The organism is Arthrobacter sp. D3-18, from assembly GCF_054408525.1.
Window position 1 is genome coordinate 389,695 of the sequence record NZ_CP096439.1, and the last position, 22,881, is coordinate 412,575.

At 59.8% G+C, this 22,881-nt stretch carries 22 protein-coding genes and 1 pseudogene; 15 read left to right on the forward strand and 8 right to left on the reverse strand.

Annotated elements, in window-relative coordinates:
* Nucleotides 1-162: 162 nt before the first annotated feature.
* Nucleotides 163-741 (reverse strand): recombinase family protein, encoded by a 579-nt coding sequence (locus M1D89_RS01885; RefSeq protein ID WP_498643551.1) that lies wholly within the window; start codon nt 739-741, stop codon nt 163-165.
* Nucleotides 742-1,244: 503 nt separating this feature from the next.
* Here M1D89_RS01885 and M1D89_RS01890 point away from each other — a divergent pair.
* Both M1D89_RS01890 and M1D89_RS01895 read left to right on the forward strand, forming a co-directional pair.
* The gene (locus M1D89_RS01890; RefSeq protein WP_498643553.1) at nt 1,245-2,489 is read left to right on the forward strand and encodes a glycoside hydrolase family 26 protein; all 1,245 of its coding nucleotides are present in this window, start codon (nt 1,245-1,247) and stop codon (nt 2,487-2,489) included.
* A 67-nt stretch (nt 2,490-2,556) separates the two neighbouring features.
* Nucleotides 2,557-2,883, forward strand: coding sequence for a hypothetical protein (locus tag M1D89_RS01895; protein WP_498643555.1), 327 nt, complete (start codon nt 2,557-2,559; stop codon nt 2,881-2,883).
* Nucleotides 2,884-3,316: 433 nt separating this feature from the next.
* Here the strand turns inward: M1D89_RS01895 and M1D89_RS01900 are convergent, their stop codons facing one another.
* The 3 genes and pseudogenes from M1D89_RS01900 to M1D89_RS01910 form a co-directional block, all read right to left on the reverse strand.
* The gene (locus tag M1D89_RS01900; protein WP_498643557.1) at nt 3,317-5,854 is read right to left on the reverse strand and encodes an Ig-like domain-containing protein; all 2,538 of its coding nucleotides are present in this window, start codon (nt 5,852-5,854) and stop codon (nt 3,317-3,319) included.
* Between the two features lie 24 nt (nt 5,855-5,878).
* Nucleotides 5,879-6,502 carry a hypothetical protein gene (locus M1D89_RS01905; protein ID WP_498643559.1) on the reverse strand — a complete coding sequence of 208 codons (624 nt, stop codon included), beginning with the start codon at nt 6,500-6,502 and terminating at the stop codon, nt 5,879-5,881.
* A gap of 252 nt (nt 6,503-6,754) precedes the next feature.
* Nucleotides 6,755-7,058: pseudogene (locus M1D89_RS01910) on the reverse strand (recombinase family protein); the annotation flags it as partial.
* A 222-nt stretch (nt 7,059-7,280) separates the two neighbouring features.
* On the opposite strand from M1D89_RS01910, the gene M1D89_RS01915 reads away from it, so the two are divergent.
* Nucleotides 7,281-7,736 carry a hypothetical protein gene (locus M1D89_RS01915; RefSeq protein WP_498643561.1) on the forward strand — a complete coding sequence of 152 codons (456 nt, stop codon included), beginning with the start codon at nt 7,281-7,283 and terminating at the stop codon, nt 7,734-7,736.
* A gap of 184 nt (nt 7,737-7,920) precedes the next feature.
* Here M1D89_RS01915 and M1D89_RS01920 read toward each other — a convergent pair whose 3' ends face one another.
* Nucleotides 7,921-8,058 (reverse strand): hypothetical protein, encoded by a 138-nt coding sequence (locus M1D89_RS01920; protein WP_498643563.1) that lies wholly within the window; start codon nt 8,056-8,058, stop codon nt 7,921-7,923.
* A 1,092-nt stretch (nt 8,059-9,150) separates the two neighbouring features.
* On the opposite strand from M1D89_RS01920, the gene M1D89_RS01925 reads away from it, so the two are divergent.
* Together M1D89_RS01925 and M1D89_RS01930 are read left to right on the forward strand one after the other, a co-directional pair.
* Complete coding sequence (locus tag M1D89_RS01925) at nt 9,151-10,095, forward strand: ParA family protein (protein WP_498643565.1); 945 nt, start codon at nt 9,151-9,153, stop codon at nt 10,093-10,095.
* Between the two features lie 233 nt (nt 10,096-10,328).
* The gene (locus M1D89_RS01930; protein ID WP_498643567.1) at nt 10,329-10,784 is read left to right on the forward strand and encodes a hypothetical protein; all 456 of its coding nucleotides are present in this window, start codon (nt 10,329-10,331) and stop codon (nt 10,782-10,784) included.
* 180 nt (nt 10,785-10,964) lie between these two features.
* On the opposite strand, the gene M1D89_RS01935 is transcribed toward M1D89_RS01930, so the two are convergent.
* Both M1D89_RS01935 and M1D89_RS01940 read right to left on the reverse strand, forming a co-directional pair.
* Nucleotides 10,965-12,806, reverse strand: coding sequence for a MarR family transcriptional regulator (locus M1D89_RS01935; protein WP_498643569.1), 1,842 nt, complete (start codon nt 12,804-12,806; stop codon nt 10,965-10,967).
* A gap of 210 nt (nt 12,807-13,016) precedes the next feature.
* The gene (locus M1D89_RS01940) at nt 13,017-13,247 is read right to left on the reverse strand and encodes a hypothetical protein (protein ID WP_243753352.1); all 231 of its coding nucleotides are present in this window, start codon (nt 13,245-13,247) and stop codon (nt 13,017-13,019) included.
* A 708-nt stretch (nt 13,248-13,955) separates the two neighbouring features.
* Between M1D89_RS01940 and M1D89_RS01945 the strand changes: the two genes are divergently transcribed.
* The 4 genes from M1D89_RS01945 to M1D89_RS01960 are packed head-to-tail and all read left to right on the forward strand — an operon-like array spanning nt 13,956 to nt 16,333.
* Nucleotides 13,956-14,351, forward strand: a complete 396-nt coding sequence (locus tag M1D89_RS01945) for a hypothetical protein (protein WP_498643572.1) — start codon at nt 13,956-13,958, stop codon at nt 14,349-14,351.
* The gene (locus M1D89_RS01950; protein ID WP_498643574.1) at nt 14,348-15,325 is read left to right on the forward strand and encodes a hypothetical protein; all 978 of its coding nucleotides are present in this window, start codon (nt 14,348-14,350) and stop codon (nt 15,323-15,325) included. The genes M1D89_RS01945 and M1D89_RS01950 overlap by 4 nt, the downstream gene beginning before the upstream one ends.
* The gene (locus tag M1D89_RS01955; RefSeq protein ID WP_498643576.1) at nt 15,318-15,908 is read left to right on the forward strand and encodes a hypothetical protein; all 591 of its coding nucleotides are present in this window, start codon (nt 15,318-15,320) and stop codon (nt 15,906-15,908) included. The genes M1D89_RS01950 and M1D89_RS01955 overlap by 8 nt, the downstream gene beginning before the upstream one ends.
* Nucleotides 15,909-15,910: 2 nt before the next feature.
* Entirely contained in the window at nt 15,911-16,333 is a 423-nt protein-coding gene (locus tag M1D89_RS01960; RefSeq protein ID WP_464094981.1) for a hypothetical protein, read from the forward strand.
* A 155-nt stretch (nt 16,334-16,488) separates the two neighbouring features.
* Here the strand turns inward: M1D89_RS01960 and M1D89_RS01965 are convergent, their stop codons facing one another.
* Complete coding sequence (locus M1D89_RS01965; protein WP_498643579.1) at nt 16,489-16,845, reverse strand: hypothetical protein; 357 nt, start codon at nt 16,843-16,845, stop codon at nt 16,489-16,491.
* A gap of 146 nt (nt 16,846-16,991) precedes the next feature.
* Here M1D89_RS01965 and M1D89_RS01970 point away from each other — a divergent pair, with 146 nt between their 5' ends.
* From M1D89_RS01970 to M1D89_RS01995, 6 genes are read left to right on the forward strand one after another with little or no spacing between them, the layout of a single operon-like run.
* Nucleotides 16,992-18,065, forward strand: coding sequence for a M23 family metallopeptidase (locus M1D89_RS01970; RefSeq protein WP_498643581.1), 1,074 nt, complete (start codon nt 16,992-16,994; stop codon nt 18,063-18,065).
* Nucleotides 18,065-18,598, forward strand: coding sequence for a hypothetical protein (locus M1D89_RS01975; protein WP_498643583.1), 534 nt, complete (start codon nt 18,065-18,067; stop codon nt 18,596-18,598). The genes M1D89_RS01970 and M1D89_RS01975 overlap by 1 nt, the downstream gene beginning before the upstream one ends.
* A gap of 41 nt (nt 18,599-18,639) precedes the next feature.
* Nucleotides 18,640-19,827 (forward strand): MinD/ParA family ATP-binding protein, encoded by a 1,188-nt coding sequence (locus M1D89_RS01980; RefSeq protein ID WP_498643585.1) that lies wholly within the window; start codon nt 18,640-18,642, stop codon nt 19,825-19,827.
* A 13-nt stretch (nt 19,828-19,840) separates the two neighbouring features.
* Nucleotides 19,841-20,185 carry a hypothetical protein gene (locus M1D89_RS01985; protein ID WP_498643587.1) on the forward strand — a complete coding sequence of 115 codons (345 nt, stop codon included), beginning with the start codon at nt 19,841-19,843 and terminating at the stop codon, nt 20,183-20,185.
* Between the two features lie 3 nt (nt 20,186-20,188).
* Nucleotides 20,189-20,971: a hypothetical protein gene (locus tag M1D89_RS01990; RefSeq protein ID WP_498643589.1), complete on the forward strand. Its 783-nt coding sequence runs from the start codon at nt 20,189-20,191 to the stop codon at nt 20,969-20,971.
* A 34-nt stretch (nt 20,972-21,005) separates the two neighbouring features.
* Complete coding sequence (locus tag M1D89_RS01995) at nt 21,006-22,859, forward strand: hypothetical protein (RefSeq protein ID WP_498643591.1); 1,854 nt, start codon at nt 21,006-21,008, stop codon at nt 22,857-22,859.
* Nucleotides 22,860-22,881: the final 22 nt, after the last annotated feature.

The window sequence follows — 22,881 nt, forward strand, 5'->3', positions numbered from 1 at the left end:
AACCCAGGCCAGGGACGTTACTCAAAACTGCTCCATGCCCGTCCATACAAGCTCTGCCAGACGCCAGCCTCTGCCTAAAATTCTCTCCCCAGAGGCAATCACGAATCCCCTGCCGCGAAGAGCATCGGCAAAGACATCCTCTGGGACACGTACGTCCGTTACTCAGGAGTCCAAGCTCAGGTAGCGGTATACGGTGGCGCGGCTGGCGCCGATGATCTTTCCGATATCGGCTGGCTTGAGTCCGCGGGCTTTCAGTTCTTGGGCGCGCTTGACCTTCTCGTGATCAGTGGTGACTTCCCGCCGACCTGCTTTGCGTCCGTGGGCAGCTGCGGCGGCCATGCCGGCCTTGGTGCGTTCGGATAGTTGGTCTCGTTCGAGCTGGGCGAAAGCGGAAATGATGGTGACCATCGCCTGGGCCATCGCTCCCCCGACCTCGCTGGCCGGATCAGTGGCAATTCCATCCCGAAGCGAACGGAATTTGATGCCTCGGGATTTGAAATCATCCAAGAGCTCGAGGAGGTGGCGGGTGTTGCGTCCCAACCGGTCCAGCTTCCACACCACGACTTCATCCCCTGGGCCAAGACGGTCGAACATCCGGTCCAATTCTGGACGGCTCACCCTGGTCCCGCTTATCCCCTGGTCTTTATAGATCCGCTCGCACCCAGCAGCTTCCAGTTCGCGGATCTGCAAATCAGTGTTCTGGTCAGCCAGACTGACGCGAGCGTATCCAAGGCGTGCCATCACTTCTCCGGATCTTATTAAAGGACAAATATGAGTGATATTGAGAATACTCTGGTGAGACACATTGTTGGGACAGGCGGCGTGCCGGAAATCCGCGAGCCTAAGTCGCCGACCATCCCCGGGCCAGTGGTTCCCATCAAAGGATCCATTGATGCGACGGCCATAACGACACTAAATGTTGCAGAACTCCCCGGCCGTTCAGTTCACCAGTGCAGGTCTACGCACATGTCCTAGGTTGACCAACATGGCGGAACGTCGAATTGGGTTTCATTGGCAGGGTGGGCCGTTGTTCCGGGTTATGTCCGACGTGGTCCGATGATCGGAAGGCCCGCCGTCGGGAAGATGCTGGGGAAGATCGACGGCGGCGGGACGGGTACGGTGTCCAACGGAACAGGGCCCACGCTCAACCTCGATTGCAGAAGAAGCAGTAGCAAGTTACGCTTGCGCGTTCCGCTGAGGACCGCCCATAGGATAAACAAAAGTGCAGGTCAGAAAGGTTTGGTGTGGGGGAACAATCCGGTAACAGTAGCGCCCGGAAAGCACACCGCACCGAACTATGGCGGGCATTTGCCGTGCCGGCAGTCATTGGCTTAGCCGTACTGGGCATTGCAGGAGTGAACTTCGCCAATGGCCTCGCCGAGAAGAAAACGCAGACTGATTCGGCCCTAAAGGTTTGCGAGGTGCTCCCCCGGGCCGGGCTTGTGCCCGATACTGGTGCCCTCTTAGGTGTGAACCTGGACTGGCACGCCAAACCGCTGGCCACCTTCGCCAAAGACCTGGGCCACAAACCTGCCGTCAGTGTCTCGTTCACAGGCTTCCCGCTGACCATAAAGGACAAGTACGACCTGCGGCGGGCCGTTGAGCAAATCCGGGCCGACGGGCACATGATGCTCCTGACCTTGGAACCTCACGAGGGGCTCTCGACCGTGACGGACGAAACGGCTGCGGCCTTGGCGAAAGACCTCGCCTCGTTCAATGCCAATGGCGTCCCGGTCATCGTCCGGTTCGCCCACGAAATGAATGGCTCCTGGTACGCCTGGTCGCAGCAGCCCCACCAGTACGTCGCTGCCTTCCAGACATTGGCGCAGGCCGTGCATGACCACGCACCAGGATCAGCCATGATGTGGGCACCAAACTACGGCGGCGGTTACCCCTTCTCCGGCGGACAGTTCGAAGCCAAACCAGGCACCCCGGAATTCGCGGCCCTTGACACCACTGGTGACGGGGTCCTCACGATGAATGATGATGCCTACGCCGCCTACTACCCCGGCGACGAAGCGGTGGACTGGGTCGGCATGTCGCTATACCACTGGGGCAGCACCTACCCGTGGGGCGAAAACGAACTCCCTGAGGCTAATAAGTTCGCCGATCAGATCACCGGGAATTATGTCGGGGCCAACGGCGATGACAGCCTGCTTCCGGACTTCTACGGCATATACGGTGCCCAGCATGGCAAGCCGCTCGCTATCCCCGAAACAGCAGCCCTGTTCGCCCCGGCGGCCGGCGGGGAAGCTGAGCAGACCATCAAGGAAGCATGGTGGAACCAGCTCTTCGACCCCACAACACATCAGCGGTTCCCGCAGCTGAAGATGATCAACTGGTTCGAATGGGACAAGACAGAAGCTGAAGTCAAAGGCCGTGTGGACTGGACCGTGAACAATACCCCGGCATTGCGGGACGCGTTCACCGCGGCAATGCCGGAGTGGCTCCGGTACGGTCCCGAACACTCCTGCAAACCACGTACCTAGCCGCAGGGTTCCGCGGGCGGAACCTGCCTAAACCACAACCCACCCCAGCAAATCACGAGAAATGAACATGGAACTTCTTGACGCCCACACTGTTGTGATCTCCGCCGTACTCCTGGTGCACATCGCAGGGGTGATGATCGTAGCCGCCTCAATTGCAGGCTTGATGATCTCACTCTTCATTGTCGTGCTGGCTGTCCACTTCATCCGAACTACGTGGGAACTGACCCAGAACTGGCGTAGCAACGAAGGATTCAGCGGCGGCCTCAGAAAGGTTCTTGACTCCTTGCCGGCGAGGGCCCTGACGCCGCGACCTCTGAGGGTGGTGGCACGGCAGAGAATTAGCCAGCTGTCACCGTTGAAGCCTCAGCCACGGTCCAGCTCAGAGGGTCCCTAGAGTTTGTCCGGCACACCAATCTCGGGCCTCCCGTTTCCTTGGAACGGGAACACCTTTGGTGGGAGAAGCCATCCGTTCCACGTCCGTAAATCCCGTCATGGCCGTGGCGGTCTTGAATGCTAGTAGCCGACCTCAACCTCAAAGTCGCTTTTGGGGCGGCCTGTTAGTCCCGCTGCGGCTTCGCTAACGGCCTCAGGGATTTCGCCGACCCTTTTAACTGCGACTTCTAGTTGTGGCATCTCCACTACCTGAAGCTCCATACGGCCATCTGTTGCCTTCCGAACTATGACCGTCAGTTTCATAGTCCCCTCCGATTCCGTCCTCAGGCTAGTGCTTGAAACATGACCGCCCCGATACGCCTTTCCTCCCCCTGGGGTGGAGGAAAGGGCTGCTCCCCTGCTGCTTTGGTTATCGGGACCCAAGTGTCGCGCGGTTAGAAATCCCTATCCATAGACCCCGCTTCGGTCAGCGGCGCCAGCGAGCAGGCAACTCCCGCAGGAGAACTGACGGCCGACGTCGGTGTCCAGACCATGTTGGCTGCTGCACCTGACGTCCTAACACCGGCACTGCCACTGGCCGCGCTACCGAGAACCACGGTGACTACCGTGCGGGGAATTCCACCCACTGTTTCGGTTGCAGCGGTCATGGTGGCGTTGAACACCACGGTCTTGCGGTTCTTGGCGTAGTTCTGCTTCAGGTTCACTGAGCCGAGGTTGACGCTGCTCCCGGCCCGTTGCACGTCGAGGGCATCCTGCCCATTGCCCAGGCCGAGCAGGTTGCCGTCCCTCAATCGAACTGTCACAGGCAGGGACGCGCCGGCCCAGCCCGGGGTGACAGTAGCCAGACTGACTTGCTGGCTGTAGACGAAGCTCATGGAGTCGCCGGGTTCCAGCCTTCCCTGAATGGCTCCACCATTTGTGGTTCGGATGTCGGCCGCACGGAGCGGACTGTTATCCACCCTCCTGGCAGCCACCGTTGCGGAAATGGTTTCCTTCCCGTTGCGGTCAGTGAGTACCGCCCTTAGGTCGTAGGTCCCGTCGGCGTAAGCGGTGGTGTTCCAACTGCAACCGTAGGGCGCAGCGGCAATGGTGCAGAGCGTGCTCCAGCTTGTTGTCCCGGCGGGCGCAACTTGGATCCGAAGAGAAGCCACCCCGGCAGTCGAGTTCGCCGCCGCCGTCAGAGGAACAGTACCCGTGACATACGCGCCGGGATCCTCCACGGAGACCGATGCCACTGTGTTGTCGACGGTTCTACTCAGGGTCGCGGAGGTAGCACTGTTTCCCGCGGCATCAACACTGATGGCCCTGAAGGAGTAGCTGCCGTCGGCCACCGTGGTGGTGTCGAAGCGGCAAGAGTAGGGGCTCTCCGTTAGGGCGCAAACGGTGGTCCAGGTGCTTGTCCCGGTGCGGGCGTACTGAAGGCTGACTTGGGCCACGCCGGAGTGGGCATCCGTGGACGTGGCGGCCAAGGTACGCACGCCACTGAGTGGCGTTCCCGGGTCCGTCATGGTCACTGCGGGAGCCAGGTTATCCACGGTGATGTCCGTGACCACGGCCGAATACGTGGTGGTGAGACCCGCGACAGCAACCGCCCGGAGATCGTAGGTTTCATTCGTTGTGAAGGCTGTGTTCCACGTGCAGTTATACGGAGCCGTGACATAAAGGCATAGAGTGCTCCACTTGTTCGCCCCTGCCAAGGAGTACTCAACCCGCACACTGTATAGCGTGTTAGCGGCACCCAGGAGGCTGGTGGACAGAGGAACGATGCCGCGAACCGCTTCGGCCGGGCTAGCCAGGACCACCAGCAGGTTGTTGGCGACAGTTGTGGCCCGTAGGGCGGTAAGAGAGGTGAGCCCGGCGTTATCCGTAGCCCGCGCGCGGAGGCTGTAACCGCCATCGGGCACAGATTTGGTATTCCACTGGCAGGTGACCGTGGAGCTGGCCCCTGAACAGATGCTGGTCCAGGTGGTTGTACCGTCGCGAAGGTACTCGACGTCGATGCTCCGGATGCCTGACTCTGCGTCCTGCGCGGTGGCCGAGGTGGCAACGGTGTCTTTGACCGAGGCGCCGGGGTCCGCGAGCGTTACGGTGGGCGGGTTCCAATCCGGGGAGGCCGCCCAACTGTTCGCGGATGTGGACGTGACCGAAGTGAAGGCGGCGGCGGACGTACCAGCCGTGGCGCCAAGGATCACCAGGACGGCAATGACGGCGGCGAGGACGAACGCCGCGGCACCCTTGATGCGCGGGTTGGCCCAGAGGCCGGGTCCGGCAGCGGGGGGCACCGCAGCGGGGGGCACCGCAGCGGTGGGTCCGGCAGCGGTGGGTCCGGCAGCGGTGGGTCCGACCCCGACGGCGGAAGGTCGCCGTCGGCTGTTCCGCTGGGGACTGTTGTGCTGTGGGCGGCGTGTTCGGGTTTCGCCTGCGGAGCCGCCCACATAGATGGCGCAGATGACGGCGAGAAGCGTTCCCACAGACCAAATGGCGATCTGCGGGAACGTCCCATGAGAGATCCAGAGTCCCGGCAAGCCGACCATAGGCACCAAGATGCGGGCCCTGCCGCTGATCTGCTCGCGCTTCATCGGCGTGCTGTCCACGTCCATGTTGGCGTCGCCGGCTGTCACGTAGGTGCCGTCATCGTTGGCATCGACCACGCGATGGAGCCTTGTTTTTGCTGTTCCGTCGGGTTCAGCTTCGGCTGGACTGAGGTAGGCCACCACGCCACCCACCGGGACTGGTTCGTCGTCGGAAAGTTCAGAGGTGAGGACCACATCGCCGGGGCTGATGTGCGGCTCCATGGAACCGCTTTGCACCACACTCCCGCTCCAACCGAAGAGAGCTGGAAAGAGAGCGATCACCGCCAGGCTCAGCGAAATGCCGAGATAAACCCTGGCGACAATGCCCACGACGAAAGGAACCCATCCCTCAGCAGAGAACAGGGCCGATCCGGCGCTGTCCTTGGTGTCCAATCCCACGTGGCAGCAAAGAGTCCAATCAGCCTACGGAGTAGGCGCGGTGTCCGACTGCAGTTCCCACACAAGGTCGATGCCCACGCGTGCTCCTTGTAGCGCGTTGACCTGTTCCTGGGTCATTCCGGTGGTGTCGAAACGCCATGTGCCCCGGTAGCTTTGGGTCTCTCCGGGCGTGCCCGCTGTCTCCCAGGAGGAACCGCCCGTGGCGAAGTCGCGGTTTTGGACTGCCAGTGTGGAAAGGGGAAGCTCCGGCACCGTGTTGGCTATGGGAGTGAAACCGGTGCAGTCATTGAAGGAGCCGCCCGTTCCCTGCTCCAGATCGAAGAAAATGCGGTCTTCGAGACCGCGGTCCGCGATCAGATTCTGCGTATAGGCACGAACTTCACCGGCCACATTCGCATTCGACGTCACCACAATGCATTTCTGGCCGGTTTGGCCCGGCACAATGTTTTCAACGGTGAATGCCGCGGCACCAAGGTCATCGTCAGTCAACGTGACACTGCCGGTGCTCCAAGCGCTTCCCGAGTTACGAGTGGTCGCCGTGAATGCGGCCTGCGAGCCCTGCCAGACCATTGCTCCGGCAATAAGTATTGCAATAGGCCCAGCCGTGAAGGCCGCAATGGCCCTGGTACGTGAGGAAGGGGTTTTCATGATGCGAATCCTTTGCTTGAGACCGGTCCGAGGCCGCACGCTGGGAAGCATCGAGACCAGGCACCCCATTCACTGCGTAACGACGACTACAGACTAGCCGCTCCAAACACGTAACTCCACAAACATAGGAAAAGCATTGACAATGATAGTCGTATTACGTAAGAGCGACGGAGAAATGTTGCCCTGAGAAAGCAGAAGGAAGGGGTAGTGCAGACCGACGGAACGATGATGACAGACAACTGTCTCGTGCGCCGTGGTGCCCGATTCGATGCCGTCTGAGATTGACTGAGCTCCACTCCCCTGCCCAGCAAGATATCCGGTGTTCAGCACGTCAATTACGGACCCAAGCGGTCCACGCGCCACACCACGATCGTGTCCCCACTCTCGGCACAACCAAGCAGCTTCTTCATCCTGGGTCGTTCAACTGCGGCCCTGCTCCCCGACGTTACATCAGCAAAAACCTCGCTCTTCTGCACTCCAGCGGACAGGAGCGAGTCCAACTGCACTGCGCATCCTGGGCTGCAGTACTTACTCTTGTGTACCTGAGTAACATCATCAGCTCATCTAGCCTTGAAAAGGGTCGCCTATCACGTCAGCTAAGACACTTCATGGTGAGGCAACTTAACGAGACACCGAGATTCGCGATGGCCCGGACGAACCAAACGTTCCAAGCGCGGCTCCCACTGATGTCTCATAAACCTTTAGCTTTCCACGACACACGCTGACGGTTGATGAAACCACGAGCTCCTTGCCCTAAACGCCATGAGACGATCCACCCATGGATGCGAAGGAGCTGGCTTTCTGGGCGCTGATCGGAACTGGCCTGAGCCTGACGATCGCTGTGTCCGCCTTGACCGTAGCGATCCTGGATTGGCATCAGATCGGTCGAGAAGAGCCTTGGAATCTCGTCAAGGTTCGGGACGAAATTTGGGTGCTGGAGCGAGTGCATCGCTCACCTGTTGTGATCACATGCCTCCTCAACTTTCACGGGGGCGAAGTAAAGGTACTCAATGATGCCGGAGCGCCAGTGGCGCTCTTTCGGCGGGGCACAAAGGAAGTCCTCCGCATAGCCCCGACCGTGGGGACTGCTTTGACGGTCTTCTACCGACCTTATCCATGGGGACTCAGGGTGTGGGACCGTTTGCGCCGAACCCAACGAGTGAATCACATACGCGAGTGGGGCAATCCCCCAGACGTAGATTCCACCAAGCAGTGGTCCACGCCGATCTACTGACATCAACCATGGGAAAGAGACCGGAAGCATTCGAACCCTGATCGTCATCAGCCGCTGGCGTTATTTCTCGTCAAAGAATCCCTGCTGGGATCTTTTTCTACTGGAATCTGGACGGGAAGTCTAGGGTCGCTGTCAGGATATCCTGACGGCAAACAACAGTAGGGAACTAGCAGTGCAGTGGGACTTAGGCGACGGCCGCCACGAGGGTAAGGCCTGTATGGTCGTTCCAGACGGACGACTGTCCAATGAAGTGGGAGGGCTTGGCGTTCTCGTTCCAGGCATAACGGGAACGTTTCCAAGAGACACCCAGAAGCGCGACCATGAAGTTGTCAATGACGACGAGGTCGTTGGATGGCGTGCTTCATGTAGCTGTGGGTGGAAGGGCAGGTTCTGGAGGAGGGTTGCGACCAAGTTGGAAGCTAATCACGATGGCCACAGTGCATACGTCCCCTTTTTGGGATTCGCCACTCCCCCGGTCTCGGCCGAAGATGCAATGAAAGTCGAGTGGCGGACTCACGCTGAAGCGTCATCGGCGGTCGATGAATTGCTGGCTGCCCAAAAGACCCTTCGGGCTGCCAAAGCAAGGCTGGACAACGCCGTGAGCAAGAGCCGCATGCTAGGACTTCCTTGGTCAACAATTGCTTCCACCCTGGGGATCACGCGGCAGTCCGCTCACGCCAGATGGAGAAAGATAGACCCCTAATCCCAACGGGATTCCGCCCATGGCAAAGACGTGCTTGTTTCACACCTATGAGTTAAGGAAACCCTACCGACGACCTGACGGCGCCATAACGCGTGCCATAACAACTATGGGAATGCATGCTTGTCGCCTAACGTGATGGCTTACTTCGCATGGGCCCGTTCTGTCAATCCGCTGATTCCAGATGGCACCCGATCTTGCCCGCCAGTCCCAGTCAGAACTCTCCCGGACAGCCACCATTGACGCACTCCCCAAGCATTGCTTGATTGGCCATTCGGGCGAAAACGACCCCTCATGCCATAACCAACGCCATAATTACTATTAGAACACGAGCCTTGTCCCAAACCTCAACCTCCATGGTTGTCCAGAGAGGACCTCCGGTGACGCCATCAACAATGCAATCAACGTTTGCCCCCACTAACCCCAACATGGAAAGCGACGCGAGTGGACTAACGGTATAAGCAGCAAAGAAACTAATGGACTTCATTGTCGGTACACCAGTGCACAGACGCATTGGTGCATCAATAAACTGGACCATGTGCCGCACAATCCTGTCTCCCACATACCCTGCCGTCCGAACACAGGCAGGAGATATGGCATGACGGTCTATATGACGAAAAATAATGAAACACGCGTGTGTCACTGCGATGCTCAACAGGATGGCACACATAGAGTGGAAGGTAGAGTGCCAGACCAGTAGGAGAGTTGGAACAAATGCCACGAGCGTCGCTGCAAGCACCGGCAAACCTCACACAGAATCGAGCACGTGCAATCGAACGTGTAATCTCTTTCGCCAACGGAAAGGGGGGAGTGGGCAAAACAACTACTGCTGCCAACGTCGGTGGCTACGTGGCACTTGCAGGCTCAAGAGTCCTAATGGTGGACTTAGACCCTCAGGGGGATCTGGCCCGAGATCTTGGATATGAGAGACAAAACGGGCGCGAGCTGTTCCAAGCGCTGATCGCAGGAACCGCTCCGCTCATCCTTCACAACGTGCGAGAAAACCTCGACGTTATACCCGGTGGGCAAGAACTGGAAGACATCCAGGGGCTGATGGTTTCCCGTTCCAGCCGCTCGGACGCAGCCGATTTCGGTGACATGCTCTACGCAGTGTTGGCGCCGTTGGCCGACGACTACGACCTTATCCTGATCGATACGCCACCGGGGGAGAGGGTGTTGGTCGAGGGAGCATTCGCCATCTCAAGTGCTGTCGTGATTCCAACGAAGTCTGATGACGCCAGCATTGACGGGGTAGAGCGGATCGCGCGGAGATTTATGGCCGTGCGGGACCGGAATCCCTCGCTCCAGCTAGCCGGCATTGTGCTCTTTGGGGTCGGGCCACGGTCGATGAGACTTGAGCGCAGTGTAAGAGACACCCTCACTGAGATGCTCGGAGAAGTAGCCCCGGTGTTCGAAACAAGGATCCGGAGTCTTGAGAGCGCAAGTGCAGACGCACGGCGCAAAGGGTTGCTCTTCCACGAACTTGAAGGAGCAGTTACAGATGCTCAAAAGAAGCGCTTAAAGGCACTTCGTGCGGGGGAGAAGCCCAAAGATGGTTTCTTTTCCCGCAATGCTGGGGGACTAGCTGAAGAGTTCGAGCAGTTGACAGGCGAAATCCTGGCACGATTGAACACGATCGAAAGTGAGGAGCTCGCATGAGCAGCAACCGGCCAAACCTCGCAAACGCATTCGCACCCTCAGCACCTCGTGGCGCAAAGCTCGAAGGAATGCTCGCTCCAAAGCGGCGGAAAGCACCAGATGCGCCAGAAATTCTTGACCGTTCTTCGGAATCGACGCGCATATCGGTCGTTCCTGAACTAGCGCAGGAGTCCGAGTCAACCGCTCCTCCCTCCGATTCGACGCCAACAGATCCTATCGGTGCGGCTGGGGGATTGAACCAGTTCCAAGAACCGATCTCCAGTGCGAACAAGGTGAACAAAGCCCAGGCCAGGGAACGCAAGAAGGTCTCGTCAAGTTCAGACACAAAGGCCTCTGAAACCGTTCTGGGCGCCCTGCGCAATGTGGGCGTTTATCTGGCCCCGGACCTCTTAGCCACTGTGAAAGAAGCTCTGCACTCACAGCGAACAACCTACGCAGATCTTCTTTTGGACGCCTTCGACTCTGTATCAGAGGCGAGCATCGCTAAAGAGTTCAGACCTGAATCTACTCCGTCACTGTCTGGCATGCCCCGGCGAGTGCCGCGCCGACGCGGGGAGGCCGGCATTCAGATTCAAGTGCGACTCGACGGGCATCAGACTGCGTGGCTTGATGAGAAAGTCGTCGAGTTCAATGCGCCGTCCAGGAGTGCACTCGTTTCCACGGTCTACAGGCTCCATCTCAACGCCTAGCTTTAGGGCCGGTCGGGCAGGGACCATGCAACACTCCCATCCGCCGGCCCTCGCTTGTATCCAGCTTAACTAATGGCATGCATTCCAATGGGATTTATGGCACCACTTATGGCATGGAACTGACGACATCGAGCGCCTAGGAAGTCTCGTTTTCCTGAAAACCAAAATCCGATGCCCGACTCATATCGCTCTGGTGAAGGCCACGTCAGCTAGGGTCCACTCGTCAGGTGGTCCTTCAAAGGATTCCCATGGGTAATCATCTGTGGGGGACAGGAGCTCCGCTACTGTGTTCACGTTCTTTGAAAGCCACTCCCGCCACACAATCCGTTCGACGCGATATCTCTGGAGCTGAGCTGCTACAGCCTCCAGTACACCAAAGCATTCTGCAAGCTCTTGGAGAGACGTCGTAACAACGATCATCCAAGATCGTGCGCCGTTCCTTGAGACCATGTTCCAGGCTGCCAGGACCTCGAGGCTTTCGCTCACGGCGGTTCTCGACAGCTTCGTCTGAGCGACTAATTCCGCCGTTGTGAGCCCTGGCGCGCTCTCCAAAGCTTCGTAAACAAACGCTGCCGGCAAACCCAACTCCCTGAAAACCGGCCTGAGCGCGTGAATCTTTCCCTTTCGCCAAGTCAGATCCTCAGCTACTGCGCGAAGTCCTTCCGGTATCGTCAGCATGTAGAGGTCACCTTTGGTTCCCCGGCCACGTTCTACCAACGTCACCAACGGATCATGCTCAGCACGCAAAGCCCGCAGGTGAAAGCCCACAGTTGTGTGATCCAGCCCCGTCGCCACGGCGATTGATCGATCACCAAACTCAACAAATCGGGATGCTGTCATATGGGCAGCCGCGCCCAACGCTCGTAGAACCATCCGACGTGCTAGACCAGTTCGGGAGCTGGCGTATGCAGGCTCCCTCAATGCCAGGGCGTTTCTCCAGGATCGCAGGTAGCGGTGCTCGCTGCTCGAATCTGGGCTTGAGGGTATTCCTAGTGGGGGCTGTGTATTTGGCTGGCTTGTGGGGGATTTACGGGCATTGTTATTCCCGGTCCTTGCGCCTTGGTTTTTTCGTAGGTAATCGACCGCGTTGTTCCAGTCCCGTTTCAGGGAGGGGAGCCTGTGATGGGGGGCGTAGCGGGCGTAGAACGATGCAAGTCCGGGCCAGACACCCTGGAGGACCCGTCGTTGTACCTCGACAAGTTTCATTCCGGCGGCAGCCGCCGCTGTCAGGACAGCCTGACGGGCTTCTGAATCCGAGGCGTACCGATTCGCGTCATACAGCCCCGACAGTGCCATCTGCTGCATCGGCCTGGACATCCGCCCGATCACCTGCGGTGCTTCCGGGTTACTGCTTTCTAGGGAAAGCGGCCGTTCCAGCCTTAGCGCTCGTACGCTGGCGATTTCATCGCTCAAGTCCTGGCGTATTGCTTCCCAAACCCGACCTTTGTTTGGCCGTCTTGCAACGTCGTACGCCATGCCGAGGCTCATGGTGAGTTCCTGGTGGCCGCCACGCTTGTGGGGTGATCCTGGTGTGCGCATGCAACCGTGAAGAAGGTTCTGGTGCGGCGATTTATCCAATGTCCGGTATCGAATGCCGAGTGCCTCGACAACGTCGCGTGCCTCTGAAAAGGAAACCCTTTTCTCCAGAGGTATGTAAACGTGCCGGCCACCATTGGGCGAGTGATCTTCAATCCACCGAGCGCCACAGCTGTGCAGCCACGACTGGAGGGACTTCACGTCCGCTTCCACCCAGTCGATACCTGCAATAGAGGAGTCGAAGTCAAGGAAGATGGCCGAGCAGCTACCGTCTTTGCCGAAGATCCGGACCGCTGCAGGAAAAGTGGGTAGCGTCTCAGTCAGAGCGCGTTCGTGCTTTTGGGGATAGGTCTTACCGCCGTCTCGGGACAGGCGAACACGGGGTTGACCTGCGAGAAGAGGCGCTAGCGAGGCCCAAGCTTGCGCAGCATCAGCGGTCGGGGAATGGTCGCGAGACACGCCAGCGGGTACAACTGCTGGCAGCACGCGAGCGTGCTGTTGTACGATGAGAGCAATCCTTTCGAGGAGGTCCTGTCAGAGGGACAACAAAGGGCCGGCCCGCCAAGACCGGTTTTATAGCAAGACAAAGGTGAATCTGAAAAGATCAACCTTCACGACTTACAGTCTGAGCGCCGGGAAGCAATCCAGAATGTAAGTCACTAGCTTCGAAGGCCCGCCTAGTGCGGGCCTTCCTCGTTATGAGGCTAAGCGCCCAAGTGGGAACTCCTCCTGCTGAGGAACTGCGTGCAGCTTGGTATTGGCCAGGCGTTCTTCAACCAAATCTGACAGCCAGTCGCTTACGTACTGGTAGCCCTCTGCCTTTGCAATTTGGTCCATTGCATCCGCTTTAGGTGTTGCGATGCGGAATCCGACGAATTTGCGGTCGCCTTTGGAGCGTCTGCCTGTACGTGTAACTGGAGCCATCATCCCTGTCCTTTGAACTCGGCCGCGGAAGCCGCCGCTACTTCAATAGATTGGTCGAACCAAGTGTCACCCGGCCCTAAGTAGACGGCTGCTATACAACCGGCCTTCTCTGAAACTGAAACTACCATCGAGCGCCTTCCGGCAGTGGCATTGAAACAGAAACACCCTCCGGCGTGTTGAAACAGAAACAGAGTCTAATGGCGGAACCATCTGCATGGAGGTCTGCCATGACGCCAGAGCGTCGGCGTGCCCGATGGTGGACAGCTTGGGATGCGGACCCGCATTGGGCGTGCCGCCGCTGTCGTCCATGCGAGGGAGCACGTGACGGTAACCAGTCCACGGTCGCCGACGATCGCTGATGCTAGCAAGGTCGCCCTCATTGCCTTTCATGTGAAGCGTGGGGCGCTTGGTGGCAACACTGCTAGCTCGCAAAGCTCGCAAACGCATACGCGTCAATCCAGCCCGCTTTTGCCGTAGTTAGGATGTGACATATGTACTTCCTCTTTCCAGAATTAAGTTGATCATGATCGCCAAGTCTTAAGCATGCTCAAGATAAATCCTATTGCATCATCCAGTCAGTTTGCAGAACGGCACCTCGGCCCCCTCGGGAGATTCGCTTCCTCTGCGCTGGATAGGCGCCGAGCTGCCCGCCGAGTATCCGCTTTCACCCGGATACTGGAACTGCCTTCCCCTCTAAGCCTGGACAAGCTCATGCGATTTGTTGAGCTGGTTACGGAGCGGCCCATCCGACTCTCCCGGAGGGATGACCTGCTGGATGTGGACATGTCAGGTTTTTGGCATGAGGGCGAGGAAGTGAACCGTTTGTTCCATGTGGGCGATCGATCGGAATTCGCCGGCGAGATGAACATCCTGCATGAGATCTCGCATGTTCTGCTCCAGCACGACCCTGAGCCCCTGACGGGAGAGGAGCTGGCCGTTGTGTTCCCGGATTTGGATCCTCGTAAGGTCCTGCACGGGTGGAGGCACACCAAGCTGCGGACCGGGATCGAAGCGGAGGCGGAGCTACTGGCGGACCACCTCTACGCACAGATCCGTTCCGGGAAGAGGGAAGAAGAGATCTTGGGCTTCGGAGATGTAATCGGTTGACGCTCGCTGGTGTCGTTCTGATTGTTGCCGCCGTCGTGCTTCTGCTGTCGTCTGTGGCGATGTACGTTTCCCGGGGTCGCCGGATGCACGGTTCATGGATCTACGGCAGCTTCTTCGGCTCGCTCACCGCCATCTTCCTTGTCGAGCCGATTTTTTACGCGGTGGATGCAGCCTTGGGAGGTGTTAACTACCTCGCCTTGGCCCAGAGAGCTTTCCTGACGGCGACCCTGCTGTCAATGCATATTGGCATTTGGAGGGCAATGGCCCCTTCGCAACTAAGGCGTCCCGTCATTTTCGCCTGCGTCATAGCCGCGGCCAGTTATGGCGGTCAGGTGGTCCTGTTTATCCAGGCAGCTCCATCGCTTAGCAGTTCGGGTATGCGACAGTACGAGAGCAATCCGCTGGTCGCTACCTATAGCCTCCTGATGCTTGCGCACCTTGCCACGGTGGCCTTTTCAGCGATGCGTCTAAGTGTCCGCTACAGACCGCGTCTAAAGTCTCTGCGACGGCGCCGGTCGCTGGCATTCGTAGCCCTCGGGTCCGGCTTTGCCCTGGCCGTCGCGCTGATCCACGCCACAATCACCATTACTGACCTGGTTGGTTCCCCGCCCGAAATTCTCGGAACGCTGGAGCGGACCTTCACGGCAAGCGCCGCCATTGTGTTCGCGTTGGCCATTGGGATCCCCACATTTCCCCGATGGCTGGACTCCGCCAGGAAGGACGTCATCGCCCGGCGGGAACTCTGGGATGTCTGCCCCTTGTGGGCCAAGCTGCAACCGGAAATCGACCAGTATGTCATCTGGCCGTACCGCGGCCGGCTGATGGAAATCATGAGCCGGGACCCCGCCATGCGGAGGCATCGAAGGGGCGTCGAAATACGTGACTGTTTTGAATCGGATGCAACCCTAGAAGGTAGACTCTCTGAAGCCGAACTGGCGACAATTCGAACGATGGAAGTTAACACACATGCTTGACCAGCAAACCACCCCAGGACGTTCGGCAGAAGCCGTTAGCCGGATTCTTCACCCTGCGGTCATGCTCCTGGTGGCAGCGGTTGCAACGGCCATCAGTGCTCCTGGATCCGTTCCCGCCCTCATCGCCACTCTGGCGGCGCTGGCAGTCGTAATCCTCCTTGGCGTTCTAGTCTTTCCGCGGATTGGTAAGTCCTTAGGCTGGCCTGAGGAACGCCGGAAGACGCGGAGTTTCATGGCTTGTGCGGTCGTGCTTGGCATTGGCCTGGTAGTCACGGCCTTACTCGGAGCCCCCGCGCTGCTCATTGCAAACGGCATCGCATTCTTCGTTGGTGCCGCGCTAATAGCCCTGGGCCGGTCACGGTGGAACATTTCCGTGCACACTGCCATTTTTGCCGGCATCGTGCTGGGCCTCGGAACGTCACTGTCCCCACTGTGGTTCGCCGCTTTGATTGTGCTCCCTGTCCTCATTTGGTCAAGGGCAGCCTTGAAGCGCCAGAGCGTTGCGCAGTCGCTCTGGGGAAGCGCCATTGGAGTGGTGGCATGGCTGGCATACCTGCTTAGCTTGTCGTTGCTCGGAGCATAACGGTGGCGCCCAACCTCAACGAAGCACGGGACGCCTGGCGCCAAACCCTGTCGGAGCGGCTGAATCTCCTGCTCGACGTCATGGTGGCCAGTGGGGGAGAACCTTACGAATTTGAAGACATTCGGCGGGGTCTAGAAGAGCAGGGCGTGACTCTCTCTCGCTCGCGGTGGCTCTATATGCGTGATGGCACCGGAGCCACGGTGACTGATGAACGGCTGCTCACGGCCTTGGCAAACTTCTTCGGGGTGAACCCCGCGTACCTCAACGACTTCGAGACCGAGATTCCGGAACGCATTGAAAAGCAGCTCAAGGCGCTGAAGACTCTCCGCGAGAAGCGAGTGAAGAAATTTGCCGCTCGCAGCCTAAAGGGTGTCTCACCTGAGAAGTTCCAGGCGATAGCCAGAATCTTGGACGAAGACGACTAGGACACTCACGGCACGCCCATCTTGAGCATGCTTTTTATATCTTGATCATGCTCAAGGTAGGCTATTTTCGTGCCTACGATCCAGCAGTTTTATAAACCCCCACCCGGAATTCCCGAGATGGAGCACTCGCGCGCGGGTGGACACCCTAGCTGCGGTCAAGATTCCTCAGTAAGGCTTAGATGCCCGGGGAGATCTTCATCGAAGCCAAGGGCGCGGCCCAAAATGGAGTAACGCCTGGCCACCTCCTCGGCATCGACGGTGTATTTGACCCGCTGGCCGTTCCGCTCTTCCGATGCCGGCGGATCCGCTATCAACACACCCTCGGCCTCAAGTTGCACTAGATTGTTCTGCGCCGTCGGGACTGCAATCTCCAGCCCCTTGGCCACTTCACCCCGAGTGGCCGGACCCGATTTAGCAAGGTAGCCGACAATGGCCACTTTTGTTGAGTTGCTGAAGGCGCTGATTGCCCGCTCAGTACTGGATGGGATTTTCGGGCGGGAGTAGCGGGGCATAATTCTTATTTTGCCGCATCTCCACCCAAGAGGAGTCATCGAGCTAGCGGGGCATTAAACTATTCGCTACTCTGGATCTATTCACACCCATCCCTCTCCGGCCCTCACCTCTTAGGAGGCGTTATGCAGCCCACAGGACCCCATCAGTGACAGCCCGCAAAGTCATTACAGGCGCCTCAATCGTGGCGCTGATGACCGTTGGTCTGGTCACTGTTGTGCTAGACGACACCGCTCCGGCGCAAGCAGCATCATCGTGCGCTGCGCCAGCCGGCGTAGCTGCTGGTCCTGCCCCTGCCGGGGGAGTGGCCGGGTTTGATGCCGAGCAGATGAAGAACGCCCAAACGATCATGAACGCGGCCAAGTCCCTCACGTTGCCGGTCGCTGCACAGCTGATCGGGATTCAGGCAGCAATCGGTGAGTCCACGCTCCGCGTCATCGACTACGGCGACGGGGCCGGCCCGGATTCGCGTGGTTTGTTCCAGCAGCGTGCCAACGGCTCCTGGGGATCGTACGCGGACCGGATGGACCCCACCATTTCGGCGACAAACTTCTTCAAGGCACTCGAGAAAGTGGAGGGTTGGGAAACCCTCGAACCGACAATCGCTATCCACCGGACGCAGCGGAACGCCGACCCTAACCACTACACGAAGTTCCGCGCTCAGGCCGCGGAAGTCTTCAAAGCCTTGGGTGGAGAGTCCGGCGCAGCTGTGGACTCGTCCGGCGTGTGCCCGGCTGAAGGCAACCAGGTTGTGGGGGAGTTGGCCGGTAAGTGGGTCGCTCCCATGGACGGGGCGATCAACAGCAGCGGTTACGGTCCCCGTCTTGCCCCGCCCGGTACTGCCGGGGGAGTGCTGGCCAACTTTCACTACGGGATCGACTTTGTTCACCCGGGAGGGCCGGGAACGATCGTGGCCATCACGGACATGAAGATCGTCAAGGTCCGCAACCTCGATGGCCTGTTCGGCACCGGCGTGACCGGGCAGACCGTGGACGGAAATCTCACGATCGGCATGTACCACATGGAAGCCGGCTCGGTGAAGGTCAAAGAAGGCGACACCGTGGCCGCCGGGACACCCCTTGGCACAGAAGGCGCAACGGGCAACGTCACCGGCCGCCACCTGCACATGGAGTTCTTCGCCGGTGCCCTGCCCAACCCCATGGTCCCGATAAATCCCACCATCGACCCGACTCCGATCATGAAAGAGAAAGGCATTCTCTGATGCACAAGCACGTCGCACTCACGGCCGCACTTGCCGCCGCGCTCACCCTGAGTGCCTGCGCCGGAAACGCCGGCACCGAACCAGCACCCGATTCCACCCCCACGGTGAACACCGGACAGGCCGGCCAGGAGAGCCAGCATGCCGAAGACGGCCACGATCACGGGGCCGATGAGCACTACGGCGTACCCGAGGTGACGTGGGACGCGGCCTCTGAGAAGTCGGTCAAGGACACCGCGGCCAAGGTCATGGGCTTGTTCGCCCGTCCCGATGTTCCGGAAACTACCTGGTTCGCTGACCTCGCCCCGCACCTTGCACCGGATTACGCCGAGGATGCGAAGTACATCGACCCGGCCCGGGTGCCAATCCGGAAAGTCACGGACGGGCCAGCGATCAGCAGGGACGCCGGCAACCCGATGACCGTCACCGCGATGTTCTCCACCGATGCGGGCCGCTGGAAGTTGCTGCTCCACCGTTCCGGACAGCAGCAGCCCTGGCTGGTAACTGCGATCTCCCCGCAAGACCCGACCTCATAAGCCCAAAGACAGAACCTGAAACGAGCGAGAGGAACCATCCGATGAGCACGAACTGGCAGGGTAGCGAACGGAAGAGCCGCGCACCCATCAGCCTGACAGACACCGAACCCGAAGCAATCGCAACCGAGCCGGCCACGATCATCCACGCAGTCCCGGATGCCGAACCGGCCTCAGTAGCAAAGGCTGAAACCCCTGTGGTGGAGGACCTACACCGGGAGGCACCGCTGGTCAGCGGCCGACGTAGTGCCGCTGTGCTTCGCAAGGAGAACGTGAACGACCAGCTGCCGCCGGCCACCGGCTGGCAGGCATTCCTGCGGGCGGTCAGCTTCGGTCTGATCAGCCCCAAGGTAGGCGCAGCCGAGTTGGCGCGCCGCGCGGACCTCTCGGCGATCCAGCGCGTGTACTCCCGTCCCATGCAGATCATGGTCGCCCAGCCCCTAGGCGGGGTGGGCAAGACGATGTGCAGCGTCGGGCTGGGCTCCACGTTCGGGATCCACTCCGGCCAGCAGACGCTGGTGTGGGACAACAACGAGATGATGGGCACCGCCGGTGTCCGCACCAACGCGAACGACTCCACCCGGACCGTCTGGGACCTGCTGAACGTCCTGGAGTCCTTTGAGACCGTCACCGCCCGTAAGGGTGAGCTGTCCTACTACACCCGCCACCAAGGCAATAACCAGTTCTCCGTCCTGGTCGCTGACGAGGACGCGGACCGGATGAAGTCCATTGGTGCCGATGAGTTCAACCGCATCCACACGGTAGTCAGCCGCTTCTACGACACCATCATCGTGGACACCGGGAACAACACCCGCTCAGCGAACTGGCTCGCCTCGATCGAGGTCACCGACCAGCTGGTGATCCCCACGACGCTGAAGCGCAACGCCGTCGTCTCGGCCCTGCGGATGATCGAACAGCTCGAATCCATGTCCGAGCGCACCGACAACCCTCACTACAAAGACCTGGTGAGCAACGCCGTCGTCCTGGTCACCCAGGGCGGCGGAGCGAAAGTCTCCGCCGCCGAGCAGGCAGAGCTACGCGAGAACCTTGCCTCCACGGTGCGGGTCCTGATCGACATCCCGTTTGACGGTGCACTGGATACCGGCTCCATCATCGACTGGCAGCTCGTCGGTGACCCGGCCCGCCGCGCCTTCGAACGGGCCTCAGCGGAAATCGCTGAAGGCCTCCTGGCCATTGACCGCGCCACGTCCACCAAAACCACCAACCGATAAGGAATCAAGAATCATGTTCAGCACCATCAGCAACGGAATCATTATCCGGACCGCCGTGCCCACCATCGACAACCCCCTTGACGGCGTAACACCCAGCATCAGCGTTTTCGGCGTGAAGTTCGAAGGAGCTGTCCAACTGATTCTCGGCGGCCTCTGGGCTCTTGCCCTGCTCATCCTGGCTGGATATTTCATCTGGAACCTCATGAAGTGGGGCATCGCCAAGAACCGCAGCCATTCGGACGACATCGAAGAAGGCGCAGCTGGGGCCAAGAAGACCGGCATGGCTTTCGGTGCCGCAGCTGGCGCCAGTGTGATCCTCGGGGGCATCCTGGCCTTGGCCACGGCAGCAGGAGCCTAGCCTATGCGGAAGCACTGGAAACTCCTCACAGCTTTGGGGGCGGTGATCCTGGTTATCGCTGTTGCCGTCGTCCTGCTGAATCCACCGGCACCGGCGGCCAAACCGGATGACCCCAGCTCCCTGCAGGCATCCGGGAAGTTCGGGTTCCCCGTCTCCGGGATCAAGATCCGCGAAGGCGGGACCAAAACCGCCAGCGACGGCAAAACCATCACCGGCTACAACGGCACCTGCGACTCAGCCGCCCAAGCCGCCGCCAACTACACCCACCTCATCAAAGACCTGAAACTTGATACGTGGGCGCAGCAAAAGAAAACCCTCACTGAGGTAGCCAAGCCGGGTCCTTGGTTCGAGAGGATTACCTCTTCGAACAACGTCCTCGCCGAAGCGAAGAGTCCGGTTCCTGGGTCCTTCGAAGGTGGGTGGTACTCGCGCACTGATGTGGCTGCTGGTGGCTTGTACCGGATTGCCAGCTGCGATGAGAAGAAGAAAGCCGTTGTCCAGGTATTCACTGGAGCCGTTTCCGCCAGAGTCAACAAGGCCGCGAACGGCGTCTTCCAGACTGTCACGTTTGAGCTGGTCTGGGACGGTGACTGGAAGATTTCGGATGCCGCAATTGTCGCCAACGGTCAGGATTTCGGTGGTCGAGTCAAAGACAGTGGCCCGATGAGCGTTGGCAACAACATGGAGGACGAGGCCATCCCGGTTCTACGGGACGAGCTGGTCAACGCCTTCTTCAAGGACATCAGCCGTGAGGGGTGGGCTGAGTATGCAAACGCTAAGCGTTAGCAGAACGATCCGCCTGGTCGCAGTCTTCTTAGCGTTGTTTCTCAGCTTCGGGGTAATCGCCGCCGGTCCTGCACAGGCAGCGGACGAGGTAAGCAAGTCCGAGAAATTGAACGCGGACCAACTCAAGCGCCTCGCAGGGCTGCCGGAGGATCAGCGAGCGAAGATCAAAGACCGTCTGAATCAAGAACTGGGCAAGTCAGCCTGCGCCGATCCGTGGTTTTTCGGAGCCATGGGTGGCAGCAACTGTGAAAACGTTGCGGCCAAAGCGTTCGACACCTTCCTGACCACGCCCGAAAAATCCCTGGACTACGACGGCAGTAACACGGTTCCATTCTGCGCGGCGCTGTCCGGAGCCGGTGCGCCGGCATCAGCCACCGCCTGGTGCGCCCAAGGGTCTGCGTTCAGTGAATTCGCTCCCGTTGCTGGCGTGGTGATGCGGACGGTCATCTCCACGATGCCGGGCGGCCAGGTCGTCTTGGGCACCGTGGACACCGTGGCGTTCATCGCTAATGCGAATGACGGGTTTGAGAAGTTCGCGAACACTGTCAAGGCCGAGGGCGTGAAGTCCACCAACGAGGTGCTGAACAACCTGTTGAAGGTCTCCGTGTTCGAGATTGATGACGGCTTCCGCGCAACGTGGGCTGTGTTCGCCGGGATCGGGATCCTGGTCATGGGGTTTGTGTATTTCAAGCTCTGGAAAGACGTCGCGAACGAAGAGATCGATATGGACTCTGCCCGGACGTCGCTGCTTTGGTACGGGCCGTTGTCCATGGTCCTGGTGCTGTTCGGTCCTCCGATCGGTTACGTGATCAACGGTTGGATGAGCGGCGTGACGGAGGGGATCACTTTCTGGACTTCCAGCAGGGTCACGGACTTCGGGGTCGCTATTTCCCGGTTCGCTTCCTATGAATCCAGCGGCGCGTTCGGGCCCCTGGCTGCGGTCCTGCTGTTCGGGCTGCTGTTCGTTGCTGCCTGGGCCATGCTCGGGTTGCTCGCTTTGCAGCCGCTCGCCCTGTACCTGCTGGGACTGGGCATTGCGATCATGGTCGGTTTCTTGATCCACCCCGAGTACCGCCAACGCGTAGGCAAGGTCGGCGCTCTGTGGCTCGGGATTTCCTTCTCGAAACCGCTGCTGCTCCTGCTCATGGGTGCAGTGTTCAGCTACATCGCTTCGCGTCCAGCATTCGTCGGCGAGGGCGTGGATGACGGCATGGTCAACGCAACGTCGGTGTTCCTGGCCGCCGCCGCGATGAGCGTTCTGGCCTTCGCCCTGCCGCTGCTTTATAAGTACGTCCCGATCTTGTCGTCATCCTCGACCAGCCTGGGTGAGGGCCGTCAGTCCATTGCCGGGCCGGCCATGGTCGCCGGCGCAGGCGCGGCAATCGCGGCAGCGATCAGGCAGCGCCGGACCGCCCAAGTACAGTCCGGCACCCCCGGCGGGAGCGGGCATCCTAACGGCGGTGCGCCTGCCATGAACGGCCCCTCTTCGATGACAGCACAATCAGAGGGCCAGGGCAGCTCAGGACTGGGATCGAACGGTCCCGGTATCTCCGGCCGCCGCAGTGCAGCTTCCAGGGTTCCCAACGAGCAGGGTTCTCCCTCGGGGCAGGAACGCCCAGGCAGTCAGACACAAGGGGAGGGACAGCCGGAAACCCGCACGATCGGAGAGCTGCAGAAAGCGGACCGGGCCGGAACCGGGGGTGCAAAGGCAGCACAAGCGCTGAGGACCGGTGCCGGGGCAGTGGGCCGGGGATCGGCGAAGGTCGCCGCCGGCGGCGCGACGGCGTTCCTGCTCGCGGGTCGGGAAGCTGCACGTCAGGCTTCCATGCGTGGCCAGCGCTCTGCCTGTTCGATGGCACCGGATACCGACCACATCAGTGGCCGGTAAGAGAAGTACGGCAAGGAGTAGG